12 protein-coding genes are annotated in these 14,845 nt (G+C 73.7%); 5 read left to right on the top strand and 7 right to left on the bottom strand.

Annotation, left to right across the window (positions count from 1 at the left end):
• Positions 1–3: 3 nt before the first annotated feature.
• The 3 genes from ABEA81_RS24120 to ABEA81_RS24110 form a co-directional block, all read right to left on the bottom strand.
• Positions 4–939, bottom strand: a complete 936-nt coding sequence (locus tag ABEA81_RS24120) for a DUF389 domain-containing protein (RefSeq protein ID WP_345607582.1) — start codon at positions 937–939, stop codon at positions 4–6.
• Positions 940–967: 28 nt separating this feature from the next.
• Entirely contained in the window at positions 968–2,776 is a 1,809-nt protein-coding gene (aspS, locus tag ABEA81_RS24115; RefSeq protein WP_345607581.1) for an aspartate--tRNA ligase, read from the bottom strand.
• Positions 2,777–2,903: 127 nt separating this feature from the next.
• Positions 2,904–3,938, bottom strand: a complete 1,035-nt coding sequence (locus ABEA81_RS24110; protein WP_345607580.1) for an Rv2578c family radical SAM protein — start codon at positions 3,936–3,938, stop codon at positions 2,904–2,906.
• 68 nt (positions 3,939–4,006) lie between these two features.
• Here ABEA81_RS24110 and ABEA81_RS24105 point away from each other — a divergent pair, with 68 nt between their 5' ends.
• From ABEA81_RS24105 to ABEA81_RS24085, 5 genes are all read left to right on the top strand, one after another.
• On the top strand, positions 4,007–4,579 hold the full coding sequence (locus ABEA81_RS24105) for a gluconokinase (protein ID WP_345607579.1): 573 nt from the start codon (positions 4,007–4,009) through the stop codon (positions 4,577–4,579).
• A gap of 111 nt (positions 4,580–4,690) precedes the next feature.
• Positions 4,691–7,054, top strand: a complete 2,364-nt coding sequence (locus ABEA81_RS24100) for a YibE/F family protein (protein WP_345607578.1) — start codon at positions 4,691–4,693, stop codon at positions 7,052–7,054.
• A gap of 58 nt (positions 7,055–7,112) precedes the next feature.
• Positions 7,113–7,877 carry a sugar phosphate isomerase/epimerase family protein gene (locus ABEA81_RS24095; protein WP_345607577.1) on the top strand — a complete coding sequence of 255 codons (765 nt, stop codon included), beginning with the start codon at positions 7,113–7,115 and terminating at the stop codon, positions 7,875–7,877.
• A complete protein-coding gene (locus ABEA81_RS24090; RefSeq protein WP_345607576.1) occupies positions 7,874–8,989 on the top strand; it encodes a Gfo/Idh/MocA family protein in 1,116 nt (371 codons plus the stop codon). Before ABEA81_RS24095 ends, ABEA81_RS24090 begins: the two co-directional genes overlap by 4 nt.
• A 70-nt stretch (positions 8,990–9,059) precedes the next feature.
• Positions 9,060–10,367 carry an MFS transporter gene (locus tag ABEA81_RS24085; RefSeq protein WP_345607575.1) on the top strand — a complete coding sequence of 436 codons (1,308 nt, stop codon included), beginning with the start codon at positions 9,060–9,062 and terminating at the stop codon, positions 10,365–10,367.
• Here ABEA81_RS24085 and ABEA81_RS24080 read toward each other — a convergent pair.
• From ABEA81_RS24080 to ABEA81_RS24065, 4 genes are all read right to left on the bottom strand, one after another.
• Entirely contained in the window at positions 10,333–10,932 is a 600-nt protein-coding gene (locus ABEA81_RS24080; RefSeq protein WP_345607574.1) for a class I SAM-dependent methyltransferase, read from the bottom strand. The two genes, ABEA81_RS24085 and ABEA81_RS24080, sit on opposite strands and share 35 nt — an antisense overlap.
• Before the next feature lie 109 nt (positions 10,933–11,041).
• Positions 11,042–13,312: a xanthine dehydrogenase family protein molybdopterin-binding subunit gene (locus tag ABEA81_RS24075; RefSeq protein ID WP_345607573.1), complete on the bottom strand. Its 2,271-nt coding sequence runs from the start codon at positions 13,310–13,312 to the stop codon at positions 11,042–11,044.
• Positions 13,309–14,271, bottom strand: coding sequence for an FAD binding domain-containing protein (locus ABEA81_RS24070; RefSeq protein ID WP_345607572.1), 963 nt, complete (start codon positions 14,269–14,271; stop codon positions 13,309–13,311). Before ABEA81_RS24070 ends, ABEA81_RS24075 begins: the two co-directional genes overlap by 4 nt.
• A complete protein-coding gene (locus ABEA81_RS24065) occupies positions 14,258–14,710 on the bottom strand; it encodes a (2Fe-2S)-binding protein (RefSeq protein WP_345607571.1) in 453 nt (150 codons plus the stop codon). Before ABEA81_RS24065 ends, ABEA81_RS24070 begins: the two co-directional genes overlap by 14 nt.
• Between the last annotated feature and the right edge of the window lie 135 nt (positions 14,711–14,845).

Genomic DNA, 14,845 nt, shown 5'->3' with positions numbered 1-14,845 from the left:
ACCCTACCCCGCGGACAGCTTCCGGCTGCCCCGCTGCGAACGGCTGCGGGCGAGCAGGAGAACGGCGGCGGCCGCGACGACGATACCGATCAGGTTGATCGCCAGCTGCAACCCGGACTGCATCGCCTGCGTGTAGCGGCCCTCGACGAGCGCCACCGAGGCGAACGCGGCGGCCGGCACCGTGGTGACCGAGATGAACACCCCCACCAGCGACCCCGACTTCGCCGACGTCAGCGCGAGCATCCCGGCGGCGCCTGCGAGCAGGGCGACGATCAGCGAGAACGGTCCGACCTCGAAGATGAACGCCACCTGGCTGAGGTCGGCCAGTGCGGCCGTGGACAGCAGCCCCGTCGCGTCGAGCACCACGGACCCGAGCGCCGTCACGGCCATCGCCAGCGGGAACCCGGCGGCCAGCGCCAACGCCCCGCGGCGCAGCAGGTCACCGCGGCGCAGGGCGAGCCCCACGGCCACGGCCGCGAGCGGGCCGAACTCCGGCCCCAGCACCATCGCCCCGACCACCGTGACCGGCGAATCGGTGATCGCGCCGATCGCGGCCAGCAGGCACGCGATGGTCAGGAAGGCCTGGAAGCTCAGTGAGAACCGGGACTCCTCGCCCGTGCGCGCCACCACCTCGTCCCAGATGACCGCGTCCTGCGGATCACCGGGGGCGGCCTCCTCGGCGGCGTCGGCCGCGTCGGAGAGGCTGGTGTCGATCAGCTCGAGCGTCACGCCGCCCGACCGGTCGATGCCCAGCGCGCAGAGCTGCCCGAGCAGCCCGTCGGTGGCCTCGCGGGCGACGTCGGCCTCGACCACGTCCCCGGCCGGCTGCACGGCGGCGCCCGGGAGCACCGTGACGTGGGTGGCGCCCGGCTCGGCCACGAGCAGATCCCGCACCGCGTCCGAGCGGTCCGCCGGCGCGATCACCCTCATGTGCAGCACGGGGCGCTCACTCCCGCGGCTGCACCGCTCACAGCTTCGTCGGCGGCTCGTCGGCTGCCGGCGACGCCGCTGCAGGCGCAGGCGGCGGCACCGCGTCCACGCCCGCCTCCTTGCGCTGCTCGGCCGTGATCGGCGCGGGCGCGGCGGTGAGCGGGTCGTAGCCGCCACCGGTCTTCGGGAACGCGATCACGTCGCGGATCGAGTCGCCGCCCGCGAGCAGCATGCAGGTGCGGTCCCAGCCGAACGCGATGCCGCCGTGCGGCGGCGGCCCGTAGGCGAACGCGTCGAGCAGGAAGCCGAACTTCTCCCGCTGCTCGGCCTCGTCCATGCCGAGCAGGGCGAACACCCGCTCCTGCACGTCCGAGCGGTGGATACGGATGGACCCGCCACCGATCTCGTTGCCGTTGCAGACGATGTCGTAGGCGTAGGCCAGCGCCTGGTCCGGCGCCTCCTCGAAGCGGTCGGTCCAGTCCGGGTTGGGTGAGGTGAACGGGTGGTGGACGGCGGTCCAGCCCAGCTCGTTGCCCTTGTCGTCCCGGACCCGCTCGAACAGCGGCGCGTCCACCACCCACACGAACGACCACGCGCTCTCGTCGACCAGCCCGCAGCGGCGGGCGACCTCGCCGCGGGCGGCACCGAGGAGGTCGCGGGCGTCGGACGGGTGGCCGGCGGCGAAGAAGATCGCGTCGCCCGGCGCGGCGCCGACGGCCTTCGGCAGGCCCTCCCGCTCCGCCTCGGACAGGTTCTTCACCACCGGGCCGCGGTCGCTGACCGCGCCGTCGTCGTCGACGAGCACGTAGGCGAGGCCACGGGCCCCACGCTGCTTGGCCCACTCCTGCCAGGCGTCGAGCTGCTTGCGCGGCTGCGAGGCCCCGCCGGGCATCACGACGGCCCCGACGTAGGGCGCCTGGAACACCCGGAACGACGTGTCGGAGAAGTACTCGGTGAGGTCGGTGAGCTCCACGCCGAAGCGCAGGTCCGGCTTGTCCGAGCCGTAGCGGGCCATGGCATCGGCGTAGGTGAGGCGCGGGATCGGGCGTGGGATCTCGTAGCCCGCGAGCTCCGACCACAGCGCCGCGACGATCGCCTCGCCGAGCTCGATCACGTCGTCCTGGTCGACGAAGCTCATCTCGATGTCGAGCTGCGTGAACTCGGGCTGCCGGTCGGCGCGGAAGTCCTCGTCGCGGTAGCAGCGCGCGATCTGGTAATAGCGCTCGGTGCCGGCCACCATCAGCAACTGCTTGAACAGCTGCGGGCTCTGCGGCAGCGCGTACCAGGACCCGGGACGCAGCCGGGCGGGCACGAGGAAGTCGCGGGCACCCTCGGGCGTGGACCGCGTGAGCGTGGGCGTCTCGACCTCGACGAACTGCCGCTCGTGCAGCACGGTGCGCGCGATCCGGTTGGCCTCGCTGCGCAGCCGCAGCGCCGCGGCGGGCCCGCTGCGACGCAGGTCGAGGTAGCGGTGCTTGAGCCGGATCTCCTCGTTCGCGTCACCGTGCTCGTCGACCGGGAACGGCAGCGGCGCCGACTCCGAGAGCACCGTGAGCCCGGTGGCGGTGAGCTCGATCTCGCCGGTGGCGAGATCGGGGTTCTCGTTGCCCGCCGGGCGGCGCACGACCTCGCCGGTGACCTGCACGCAGAACTCGGCGCGCAGCCGGTGGGCGCGCTCGGCCATCTCACCCTCGCGGAACACGACCTGCGCCGAGCCGGACGCGTCCCGGAGGTCGATGAAGATCACACCGCCGTGATCCCGGCGGCGCGCCACCCACCCGGCGAGGGTCACGGACTGTCCGGCGTGGTCGGCACGGAGCGTGCCGGCGGGGTGGCTGCGCATCACGACGAAAGAGGCTATCCGGCGAAGGTGGAAGGGCTACCTGCACCCCACGCCCGACTCCGCACACCCAGCGCGCACTTCGCACAGCGCCCGCCTTGTGTGACGTGCCTACTCGATGTGCGAAGTGCGGCTACAGGAGCGTCAGCTGCTCGGCGGGGGGCGTGCTCGGGGCCTCCTGAGCTCGACCGCGGGGCATCCCCACGCCGCGGTCCAGGCCGTGCTCGCGCAGCAGCGGGCGGACGCGCTCCGCCAAAGCGCGCCGGTAGTCCGCGTCGACGTAGGAGCCGCGTCGGTAGAGCCGGGCATAGGGCTCGACGAGGCGCGGATACTCGCGGGCGAGCCAGCCCCGGAACCACTCGCGGGCGCCCGGACGCAGGTGCAGGGCGATGACGCTGGCACCGACCGCACCCGCCGCCCTGATCTGCGCGAAGAGGGCATCGAGGGCATCGGTGGAATCGGTGAGCAGTGGCAGCACCGGCGCCACCATCACGCCGCAGTCGAAACCCGCATCGGTGATGCGGCGAACCAGATCCAGGCGGGCCGCGGGCGACGGCGTGCCCGGCTCGAGGCGGGACTGCAGCGACCGGTCCACGAGGGCTATGGACACTCCGAGCGACACCGGCACGTCGGCGGCCGCCGCGGCGAGCTGCGGCAGGTCGCGGGCGAGCACCGTGCCCTTCGTGAGCACCGAGAACGGGGTGCCCGAGCGCGCCAGCGCCCCCACGATCCCCGGCATCAGCCGGTAGCGGCCCTCCGCGCGTTGGTAGGGGTCGGTGTTGGTGCCCATCGCCACCGGCTCCCGCTGCCACCGTGGCGACCGCAGCTCGCGCTCCAGCACCCGCGCCACGTTGACCTTGACGACGATCTGGCTGTCGAAGTCGGCACCCGCGTCGAAGTCGAGGTAGGTGTGCGTATTGCGAGCGAAGCAGTAGGAGCACCCGTGGGTGCATCCCCGGTACGGGTTGACCGTCCAGGTGAACGGCATCCGCGAGGCGCCCGGGACGCGGTTCAGCGCCGACTTCGCCTCCACCTCGTGGAACACCGTGCCCGCGAACTCCGGGGTGCGCACCGATCGGAGCAGCCCGCGCATCCCCGGCAGCGCGGCCGCGGCCCCGACCGCCTCGTCGAGCACCTGCTGCCCGCTCCACCGGAACTCGGAAGCCATACCGGTATCGAACACGCGTTCGAGTCGATGTGCAAGCGCATTGCCCGCCGATGCGCGAAGCTGCCACCATGACCGACACCTCGACGACCAACACCACGACGACTCACACCGTGGTGGTGATGGGCGTGTCCGGGGTCGGGAAGTCCTCGGTCGCCGCCGAGATCGTCGGGCGCACCGGATGGTCCTTCGTCGAGGGCGACGACCTGCACCCCGAGGCCAACCGGGCGAAGATGGCGGCCGGCACCCCGCTCGACGACGCCGACCGCTGGCCGTGGCTGCGCCGCATCGCGGCCTGGATCGGCGAGCAGGAGGCCGCGGGCCGCGACGCCGTGGTCACGTGCTCCGCGCTCAAGCGCAGCTACCGCGACGTACTGCGCGACGGGCACCCCTCGGTGCGCTTCGTGCACCTCCTCGCCACGCGCGAGCTCCTCCAGAGGAGGGTCGACAACCGCCGCGACCACTTCATGCCGCCTTCGCTCCTGGGCAGCCAGCTCGCCACGCTCGAACCGCTCGAGGCCGACGAGCCCGGCTTCGGCGTCGACACCGACGCTGCCGCGGCCGCCATCGCCGACGACGTCCTCGCCCACCTCATCGGCGACCGGACCAGCCCCGATGCGCCGAGCGGACGCCAGGCGCACTGACGATCGCACGCACAACCGTTTACCCCCAGGTGAAGGGCCGGTGGCCGCGCGGCACCCACCGGCGAACGGACGGGACGAGAAGCCGGCGGCACGCGTTGACAGGATGGGAACGTGGCCGCTGACCATCCGGACCAGACCACCGGTGCGGTGCGTGGCAGACGCGCATCCGGCCGACACCGCACCGACCGCCCCGCCGAGCCGCCGCAGACGCCCGAGGTCGGCTTCCCCGCCGTCCACCAGCCCGACCGCCCGCGCCACGCGCGGGGCGCGGAGCCGCCCGCGGACAGCGCGTACGACCGCCGGTACGGCGGCACCCCGAACGGCACCCCGAACGGCGGTGCCAACGGCCGCGCGAACGGCCGCGCGAACGGCGGTGCCAACGGCCGCGCGAACGGCGGCGGCCGCAGCGGCACCCGCGACCGCGGGCCGTGGCACGACGACTGGACCGACGGCGGCTGGACCGACGAGGGCTGGACCGACGAGGGCTGGACCGGCGGGGGGTGGGCCGGCGAGGGCTGGACCGCGGTCGACCGGCCCGACGACCAGTCCCGGTCGGCCACGCGGGCGGGGCCCGATCGCGGAGCCGGACGTCGCGCCGACGGCCATCGGGACGCTCCCCACCCCGGCGACCGGTACGCAGACGCGTCCACCCCCGACCCGTACGCGGCCCCCGGCGACCGCTACCCCGCGGATGGACCACCCGCCCGCTACACCGCCACGCCCGACCCCTACGTCGACCACCCCGCGGCCCCCGCCGCGAGCAGCTCGGCGACCTCGGTCCCGGGCGAGCGCGACCGCGTCGAGCCCGCCGGGCCACCTCGCCGCAGGCCCGCCGCCGGGATCGCGCCCGAGATCGACGACGAGTACGACCACGAATCCGACCACGAATCCGACCACGAATTCGACCACGAGTTCGAGGCCGAGTTCGAGGCCGGCCCCGAGCCCCCGGGCCGAGGGCCCGCCCGCCCCCGGGTCCGCGGCCTGCCCCGCCGCCCGGGCCGGGGCCCGGTCGGCCCGGCCGCACCAGCCCCCATGCCCAGCCGCCGCCCGGGTGACCCGCCCGGCGCGCCCGCCGAGCTCTTCGTCGAGACCACCATGGAGACGCCCGCGCTGACCCCGGAGCTGCTGGGCCGCCACGACGCGGCGCGCGCGGCCGCGGAGTCCGACGCCGAGGCGGTCCCGGACGGCCCGCCCGGCCGCCCGCGGGTGCTCGGCCTCGCTCTGCCGTTCGGGCTTCCCGCCTGGGCCGGCCGGTTCCGGCGGCCCACGCAGGACGCCGCCACACCGGGTGGGCACGGCCACGGACACGGACACGGGCCGGCCCGTCCCGCCGGGCGGCGGGTGCGGATCCTCATCGCCGCCCTGCTGGTCCCGTGCGCGCTCGCCACGCTCGTCGGGCTCGTCCTGCTCCGGCCCACCGGCGGCCCGCCCGACACGGCCCGCCCGGGCAACCAGCAGCCGGTGCGGGCCCAGGTCACGGCGACCACGGCGGCCGACTGCTCGCCCGGCTCCGGCACCGGCGGCTGCGTCGCGCTGGTCGTGCACATGGCGGACGGGCCGCGGCCGGGCCGGGACCTCGTGCAGGTGGTGCCGCTCGAGCCGGGCACGCCGACGTTCGCGGTCGGTGACCGGGTCGTGCTGAGCTGGTCCGGCGCCGACGCCGACGACGCGGGGTCCTACCAGGTCGTGGACTTCCAGCGGGACAGCCCGCTGATCTGGCTCGCGGGCCTGTTCGCGGTGGCGGTGCTCGTGCTGGGCCGGTGGCGCGGTCTCGCGGCGCTCATCGCGCTCGGCCTCAGCTTCGTGGTGCTGCTCTTCTTCGTGGTCCCGGCGATCCTCGCCGGCCGCGACCCCCTCGCCGTCGCGGTGGTCGGCGCCTGTCTGATCATGTTCGCGGTGCTGTACCTGACGCACGGCCCGTCCGCCCGCACCTCCACGGCCGTGCTCGGCACGCTGCTGTCCCTCGCGCTCATCGGCGCGCTCGGCGCCGGGTTCTCCGTCGCGGCGCGGCTCACCGGCCTCGACGACCAGACGAGCAACCTCATCGCCACGCTCGGCACCGGCGTCGACGCCCGCGGCCTCCTGCTCGCCGGGGTCGTGATCGGTGCGCTCGGTGTGCTCGACGACGTGACCGTCACGCAGACGAGCGCGGTGTGGGAGCTCCGTCACGCCAACCCGGAGCTGAGCGCCCGCCGCCTGTTCACGGCGGCGATGCGGATCGGGCGGGACCACGTCGCGTCCGCCGTGAACACCCTCGTGCTCGCGTACGCCGGTGCGGCGCTGCCGCTGCTGTTGCTGTTCTCCCTGTCCGGCCGCGGGTTCGGCGACATCGTCACGTCGCAGGACGTGGCCACCGAGATCGTGCGGACCCTGGTGGGCAGCATCGGGCTCGTCGCGTCGGTGCCGATCACCACGGCGCTCGCGGCCGCGGTGGCGGCGCGGGAGACCGTGCCCGCTGCCGGGAAGGCGGGCTAGTGTCCGTCACCTGGGACAGCGCTTGCCCCGGACGCCCGCCAGCGGTGATCCTCGAGTCGTGACTCCCCTCTCCGTTCAGCTCTACACCGTCCGCGAGCTGCTGGCCGAGGACCTCCCCGGCACCCTCGACCGCCTCGCCGGGCTGGGCCTCGCGCACGTCGAGCCCTTCCGCCTCACCGACTACGCCGCGCAGCTCGGGCCGGCGCTCGCGGCGAGCGGGCTCACGGCACCCACGGCGCACCAGCACGTCGTCGGCGTCGACGGAGCGGACGAGATCTTCGCCACGGCCGCGGCGCTCGAGGTGGGCACCGTCTTCGACCCGCGGATCGACCGGGAGCGCTTCGAGAGCGCCGACGGGGTGGCCGCGGTCGCCGACGACCTCAACGCCGCGGCCGCCGTCGCCGCGAAGCACGGGGTGCGCCTCGGCTACCACAACCACGCCCAGGAGCTCGAGATCGTCCTTCACCCCACTGAGGGCATGCCTCGGGACGGCACGCCGGCCCTCGAGGTGCTCGCGGGGCACCTCGACGAGGCGGTGGTGCTGGAGGTCGACACGTACTGGGCGGCGGTCGGCGGGCAGGACCCGGTGGCGCTGCTGAAGCGGCTCGGGGAGCGGGTCACCGCCGTGCACGTCAAGGACGGGCCCGCCACGCCGGACCCGATCGACCAGGTGCCGGTCGGGCAGGGCGGGCTCGCGGTGCGGGAGATCCTCGCCGCCGCCCCGGACGCCCTGCGGGTGGTCGAGCTCGACGACACGAGGGGCGACCGGTTCCAGGCCGTCGCCGACAGCGTCGCGTGGCTGCGGGCCGAAGGCCTGGCATGAGCGGCACCAACGGCTCGGGGCCGGTCCGGGTCGGCGTCATCGGCGCCGGGGTGATCAGCACGGAGTACTTGCGCAACCTCACCGCCCTGCCCGACCTCGACGTCCGCGTCGTGGGCGACCTCGACGCCGAGCGGGCCCGCGCGCAGGCCGCCGCGTTCGGTGTGGCCCGCGGTGGACCGGTGGCCGATGTGCTGGACGACGACGACGTCGAGCTCGTCGTCAACCTGACGGTGCCGCAGGCGCACGTCGACGTCGCGTTGCAGGCGCTCGCCGCCGGCAAGCACGTGTGGAACGAGAAGCCGATCGGCCTCGACCGCGCCAGCACCCGCACGCTGCTCGACACCGCGCGCGCGAGCGGGTTGCGGGTGGCGACGGCGCCGGACACGTTCCTGGGGCCCGGCATCCAGACCGCGCGCCGGCTCGTCGAGTCCGGGGCGATCGGCACGCCGCTCACGGCCCTGACGCTCCTGCAGAGCCCGGGGCCGGAGTCGTGGCACCCCAACCCGGACTTCCTGTTCCAGGAGGGTGCGGGCCCGCTGTTCGACCTCGGGCCGTACTACCTCACGGCGCTCGTCCAGCTGCTCGGGCCGGTCTCACAGGTCTCGGCGGTCACCTCGCGGGCGCGGGCCGTGCGCACGATCGGCTCGGGACCGCGCGCCGGGCAGACGTTCGACGTCACCGTGCCCACCCACGTCGCCGCGATCTACCGGTTCGCCGGCGGGGCGAGCGCCCAGAGCACCTTCAGCTTCGACTCGGCGGTGAAGCGGCGGATGCTCGAGATCTCCGGGACGGAGGGCACGATCGCCGTGCCGGACCCGAACACGTTCGCCGGCGAGATCGTCGTGCACCGCATGGACGGTGACGTGGTCACCACGCCGGCCGTCCCCGCTCCGGCCACCCGCGGCACGGGGGTGCTCGAGCTGGCGCGGGCGGTGCGGGCCGGGCGGCCCGCGCGCGCGTCCGGCGAGCTGGGCGAGCACGTGCTGGACGTCATGATCTCCACAGCCGAGGCGGCCGAGCGCGGGGCGCCGGTCGAGCTCGCGAGCACGGTCGAGGTCGGCCCGGCCCTGCCGGAGGACTGGGACCCGACGGCACCGACACTTGTCCGATGAGCGAGCTTGCGAGCGAACCGATGTCACAGCCCCCGCGCGAAGCGCCGGCCGAGCGCAGCGAGGCCGAGCGATGAGCTCCCCCACAGCACCGTCGGGTCGCCGGATCGCGATCGCCAGCTTCGTCGGCACGGCGATCGAGTTCTACGACTTCTACATCTACGGCACGGCGGCGGCGCTCGTGTTCGGCGCCGTGTTCTTCCCGTCGTTCTCCCCGCTCGCCGGCACGCTCGCATCGCTCGCGACGTTCGCCGTCGGGTTCGTCGCCCGGCCGCTCGGCGCGATCCTGTTCGGCCACTTCGGTGACCGGATCGGGCGCAAGCGGATGCTCATCGTCTCGCTGGTTCTGATGGGCGGGGCGACGGTCGCGGTCGGCCTGATCCCGTCGTACGACACCATCGGGGTGCTCGCCCCGGTCCTGCTGGTGATCGCCCGCTTCCTGCAGGGCATCGGCCTGGGCGGCGAGTGGGGCGGCGCGGTGCTGCTCGCCACCGAGTACGCGCCGCCGGGCAAGCGCGGTCTCTACTCGGCGTTCCCGCAGCTGGGTCCGGCGGTGGGGTTCGTGCTCGGGAACGCGCTCTTCCTGCTGCTGGACGCGACGATGTCCGACGAGACGTTCCGCGCGGTCGGCTGGCGCATCCCGTTCCTCGCCTCGGCCGTGCTGCTCGTCGTGGGCTACTACATCCGGATGCGGATCGCCGAGACCCCGGTGTTCCAGGCCGCGATGGACCAGCAGGAGCGCTCCCGCGTGCCGTTCGCGGACCTGCTGCGCAGCCAGCCGCTGGTGCTGCTGCTCGCGACGCTGTCGTTCATCCTGGCGCACACGCTGTTCTACACGGTCACCACATTCGTGCTGTCGTACGGAACCAGCACCCTGCACGTGGACCGCACCACGATGCTGCTCGCCGCGATGGTGGCCGTGGCCGTCATGGGCGTGGCGACGCTCTGGTTCGCCGTGCAGTCCGACCGCATCGGGCGCAAGCGGCTCTGCCTCGCGTCGGCCGTGCTCGCGGCGGTGTGGGCGTTCCCGCTCTTCTGGCTGGTCGACACCGGGCAGCCGCTGCTGATCACGCTCGCGATGACCGGCGGGCTGCTCTGCTTCGCGATGCTGTACGGCCCGATGGGGGCGTTCCTGCCGGAGCTGTTCCGGGTGCGCTACCGGTACTCGGGCGCCTCCTTCGCCTACAGCGCGAGCGGGATCGTCGGGGGCGGGATCAGCCCGCTCGTGGCCACCGACCTGCTCGCCAAGACCGGGTCGAGCGCCGCGGTGTCGGCGTACGTCCTGGTGATCGCCGTGATCTGCATCGTCAGCCTGGCCCCGCTGCGCGAGACCAAGGACGCCGACTTCACCGACGGCCTGGCACCGACGCGGGCCCGCTGACCCGGGCCACCAGGCTCGCCTCGCCCGCGCGCTCGACGTGGTGGAGCACCTCGAGCGCGCCGAACGCCGCCCGCAGCTCGCCCGCTGCCGCGCGGAACGGGCCCGGTCCCTCGTCCACCTCGGACAGCACGGTGATCACGAGCAGCCCGCCCGGCGCGAGCAGGGCGGGCAGCTCCGGGTACCGGGCGGGGTCACGGAACCGCTGGCAGACGACCACGTCGTGGGCGCCGCAGCTGTCGGGCTCCGAGGCCGGCAGCCCGGCGTCGAGGTCGTGGAGCACCCACCGCACGGTCACGCCTTCCCGCGCGGCGAGCTCGCGCCCGGCGTCCAGCGCGACCGGGGACACGTCCACGGCGTCCACCGCGAACCCGCGCGCCGCCAGCCAGACGGCCACGGCGCCGCGGCCGCACGCCACGTCGAGGGCGCGGCCGCCGGCCGGGAGCAGCTCCGTCCGGCCACGCAGCGCGTCGGGCGGGGCGGGTGCCCCGGCGTCGGCGGCCACGTCGACGGCGTGGCGGGCGTCCCAGCGCTCCCGGTCGGCAGAATGTGTGTGAGAAGCCCGCATGTGGGCCGCAGACTCCGGTGATCCATCAGGTCCCGGCTGCCCCGGGCGGCCCGCTCCGCGCTTCTCGAACACATTCTCGGTCACGCGACGACCTCAAGACACCTCGTCATCAAGACACCTCGTCATCCAGAAGATCCTCGATCGTGATCGGGAGGTGCCGGACGCGGATGCCCGTGGCGTTGTGGATGGCGTTGGCGACGGCCGCGGCCATGCCGACCGTGCCGATCTCGCCGACGCCCCGCGCGCCCACCGGGTTGTGCAGCGTGTCCGGGTGTTGCACGAAGTGCACGTCGACCTCGGGGATGTCGGCGTTGACCGGGAGGAGGTACCCGGCCAGGTCGGCGTTGGCGAGCCGGCCGTTCCCCTCGATCTCCAGCCCCTCGTGCAGCGCCGCGGAGACACCCCAGATCATCCCGCCCATCAGCTGGCTGCGGGCGGCCTTCTCGTTGATGATCCGGCCGGCGTCGAACACCCCGAGCATGCGCGACACCCGTGCCTCCCGGGTCCAGCGGTGCACGCGGACCTCGCAGAACTGGGCGCCGAAGGAGCTGAACGAGTGCTTGGTCAGCTCCTCGCCGGGGGCGGAGGAACCGGTCGCCGAGACCGACTCGCGGCCCAGCGCCGTCAGCAGCTCGCCGAACGTCATCGACCGGCCGCCTGCGAGCACCCGCCCGTCCGCGTAGGTCACGTCCTGGCCCTCGAACGGCCCGCCCGGCGCGCTCGCCAGCGCCTGCAGGTCGTCGATCACCGCCGACGCGGCGACCATGATCGCCGAGCCCACGCTGGCCGTGGCGGTCGACCCGCCGGACAGCCCGCCGGGCGGGTACGCGGAGCGACCCAGCCGCGGCGTGATCCGCTCCACGGCGATGTCCAGCGACTCGGCTCCGATCAGCGACATCACGGTCAGCAACCCGGTACCCGGGTCCGCGCCGCCGACCGAGACCACCGCCGTGTCGTCGGCCCGCAGCGTGATCTCGGTGGTGGCCGGGAACCGCAGGGCCGGGAAGAACGCCGACGCCATGCCCATCCCGACCAGCCAGTCGCCGTCCTCCCGGCCGGTGGCCGAGCGCTGGGACCAGCCGAAGCGCTCGGCGCCGATCCGGTAGCAGTCGTCGAGGTACTTGCTCGACCACTGCAGGTCGCTGCCGACCGGGCCGGTGGAGCTGTTGCGCATCCGCAGCTCGATCGGGTCCATGTCCAGCGCGACGGCCAGCTCGTCCATCGCGCTCTCCAGCGCGAACGAGCCGGGTGCCTCGCCCGGCGCCCGCATGAACGTGGTCCGCGGGATGGTGAGCGGCACCACCTTCTGGGTGGTGGCCAGGTTGCGGGTGGCGTACCACTCCCCCGACGTGGTGTGCGACGTCTGCTCCACGAACGACCGGTCCAGTGCCGCGCTGCACCACGAGTCGTGGCGCACCGCGATCAGCGTGCCGTCCCGGTCGGCACCGAGCGCGACCTTCTGCAGCGTCTCCGCGCGGTTCGCGGTGGCGGTGAACACCTGCTCCCGGCTCAGCGCCGCCTTCACCGGCCGGCCCAGGGCCCGGGCCGCGGCCGCCGCCAGGAACGCCGGGACCGACGTGCTGCCCTTCCCGCCGAACGCGCCGCCCACGAACGGGTTGATCGTGTGCACCGACGACGGCTCGACCTCGAGCGCGGCGGCCATGTCCTCCTGCTGGAAGCTCGCGCCCTGGTTGCCGCTGTAGATCGTCAGGCCGTTGTTGGTGTCATCGTCGTCGTTGGCATCGTTGTCGTTGGCATCGTTGTCGTTGGCATCGTTGTCGTTGGCATCGTTGTCGTTGGCATCGTCGTCCCAGACCGCGACCGCGGAGTGCGGTTCCATCGCCGCGTGGTTCTGGGTCGCCGTGGAGTAGGTGCCCTCCACCACGACCGGGCTCGCCGCCAGCGCGTCCTCGATGGACTCCACGCCCGGCGCGAGCACGGCGTGCGTCGGCGGGGTGCCGTCCATGGCGGGCGGCCCGTCCTCGGCCAGGTCGAGGTTGTCCACGAGCGACGTGCGGGCGGGCCGCTCCGCGTAGGACACCTCGACGAGCATGGCGGCGTCCCTGGCCTGCTCGTAGGTCTGCGCCACGACGAAGCCGACGGGCTGCCCGTAGTAGGCGACGTCCCGGTCCTGCAGCGGCACCCACGTCTCGCCCAGCATCGGGCTGTTCGGCCTGCGCAGCGTCAGCGGGTCGAACGGCGAGTAGACGGCGACCACGCCGGGAGCGCTCTTGGCGGCGGTCACGTCCATCGCGACGATCTCGCCGTTCGCGATCGTGCTCGTGACCACGTAGCCGTACAGCATGCCCGGGAAGTTGTGGTCCAACCCGTACTGCGCGCGGCCGGTGACCTTCAGCGGACCGTCGATCCGGTTCGTCATGCCCGGCTCCCTTCCGTCAGTTCCCGCAGCGCCCGCACGATCGTCCGCCGCAGCAGCGGCAGCTTGAAGCCGTTCCCGGACAGCGGTGCGGCGCCCTCGGTCGCGACGGCGGCGGCGCTCTCGAAGGCCTCCTGGGACACCGGCGCACCGCGCAGGGCCGCCTCCACCGGACGCAGGCGCCACGGCACCGTCGCCACGCCGCCGACGGCCACCCGGGCGTCGACGATGCGCGCGTCGCGCACGTCCAGCGCGACCGCGGCGGAGCACAGCGCGAACTCGTACGACTGGCGGTCGCGCACCTTGACGTAGGTGGAGTTGGCCGCCCAGTCGAGCCGCGGCACCACGACCTCGGTGATCAGCTCGCCGGGACGAAGGTCGTTCTCCACCTGCGGGGTGTCGCCGGGCAGCCGGTAGAAGTCCGCCAGCTCCACGGTCCGGGTTCCGCCGGCACCGGCCAGCGTGACCCGCGCGTCCAGCGCGATGAGGGCGACCGCGACGTCGCTGGCGTGCGTCGCCACGCACGAGTCGCTCGTACCGAGTACGGCGTGCATCCGGTTGGCGCCCGAGCGGGCCGGGCAGCCGCTGCCCGGGTCCCGCCTGTTGCACGGCATCGCCACGTCGCGGAAGTAGGTGCACCGCGTGCGCTGCAGGAGGTTGCCGCCGATGCTGGCCATGTTGCGCAGCTGCTGGGATGCGCTCTGCAGCAGGGCGCGCGACACGGCGGGGTAGACGCCGGGGTGCCGCGCGATGTCGCCCATCCGCTCCAGCGCGCCCAGCCGCAGCCCGTCGCTCGTGTCGATACCGCGCAGGGGCAGCGCGTTGATGTCCAACACGTGCTGCGGTGTGAGCACGTTGAGCTTCATCAGGTCGACCAGGGTGGTGCCGCCTGCGAGGAACGTGCCCGGCTCGGCGAGGGCGTCCTCGACGGTGGCGGGGGCGGTGAGCTCAAACGGACGCATCGGCCCGCCTCACCTGGTCGATCGCCGCCACGATGTTCGGGTAGGCGGCGCAGCGGCAGACGTTGCCGGACATGAACTCCCGCACGTCCGCCACGTCCTGTTCCACCGCGGCGACGGCGGACATGATCTGGCCGGACGTGCAGAACCCGCACTGGAGCGCGTCCTGCTCGACGAACGCCTGCTGCACCGGGTGCAGCCGGCCGTCGGCGGCGAGCCCCTCCACGGTGGTCACGGGCCCCCGCACGGTGGCGGCGAGCGTCAGGCACGACAGCACGGGGCGCCCGCCCACGTGCACCGTGCACGCACCGCACTGGCCGCGGTCGCATCCCTTCTTGGGGCCGGTGACGTCCAGCCGCTCACGCAGTGCGTCGAGCAGCGTGACACCGGGTTCGACGTCGAGGTTCTCGGTACTGCCATTGACTTCGATGGAGATCTGCACGGGACTTCTTCCCGGTCGGCTTCGTGTGGTGGTGGCTCGTCGAGCTCGTACGCTGGAACCGGATGAGCATCCGGTCGACGCCGCCACGCTAGCGGATAGTTATCCGTTCGGCAACGTTCCCGCTGAGCGGGCCGT

Source organism: Pseudonocardia adelaidensis (assembly GCF_039543345.1).
Taxonomy (GTDB): Bacteria; Actinomycetota; Actinomycetes; order Mycobacteriales; family Pseudonocardiaceae; genus Pseudonocardia; species Pseudonocardia adelaidensis.
The sequence above is the reverse complement of the archived record's forward strand: the minus strand, read 5'-3'. Positions and strand labels throughout refer to the sequence as shown.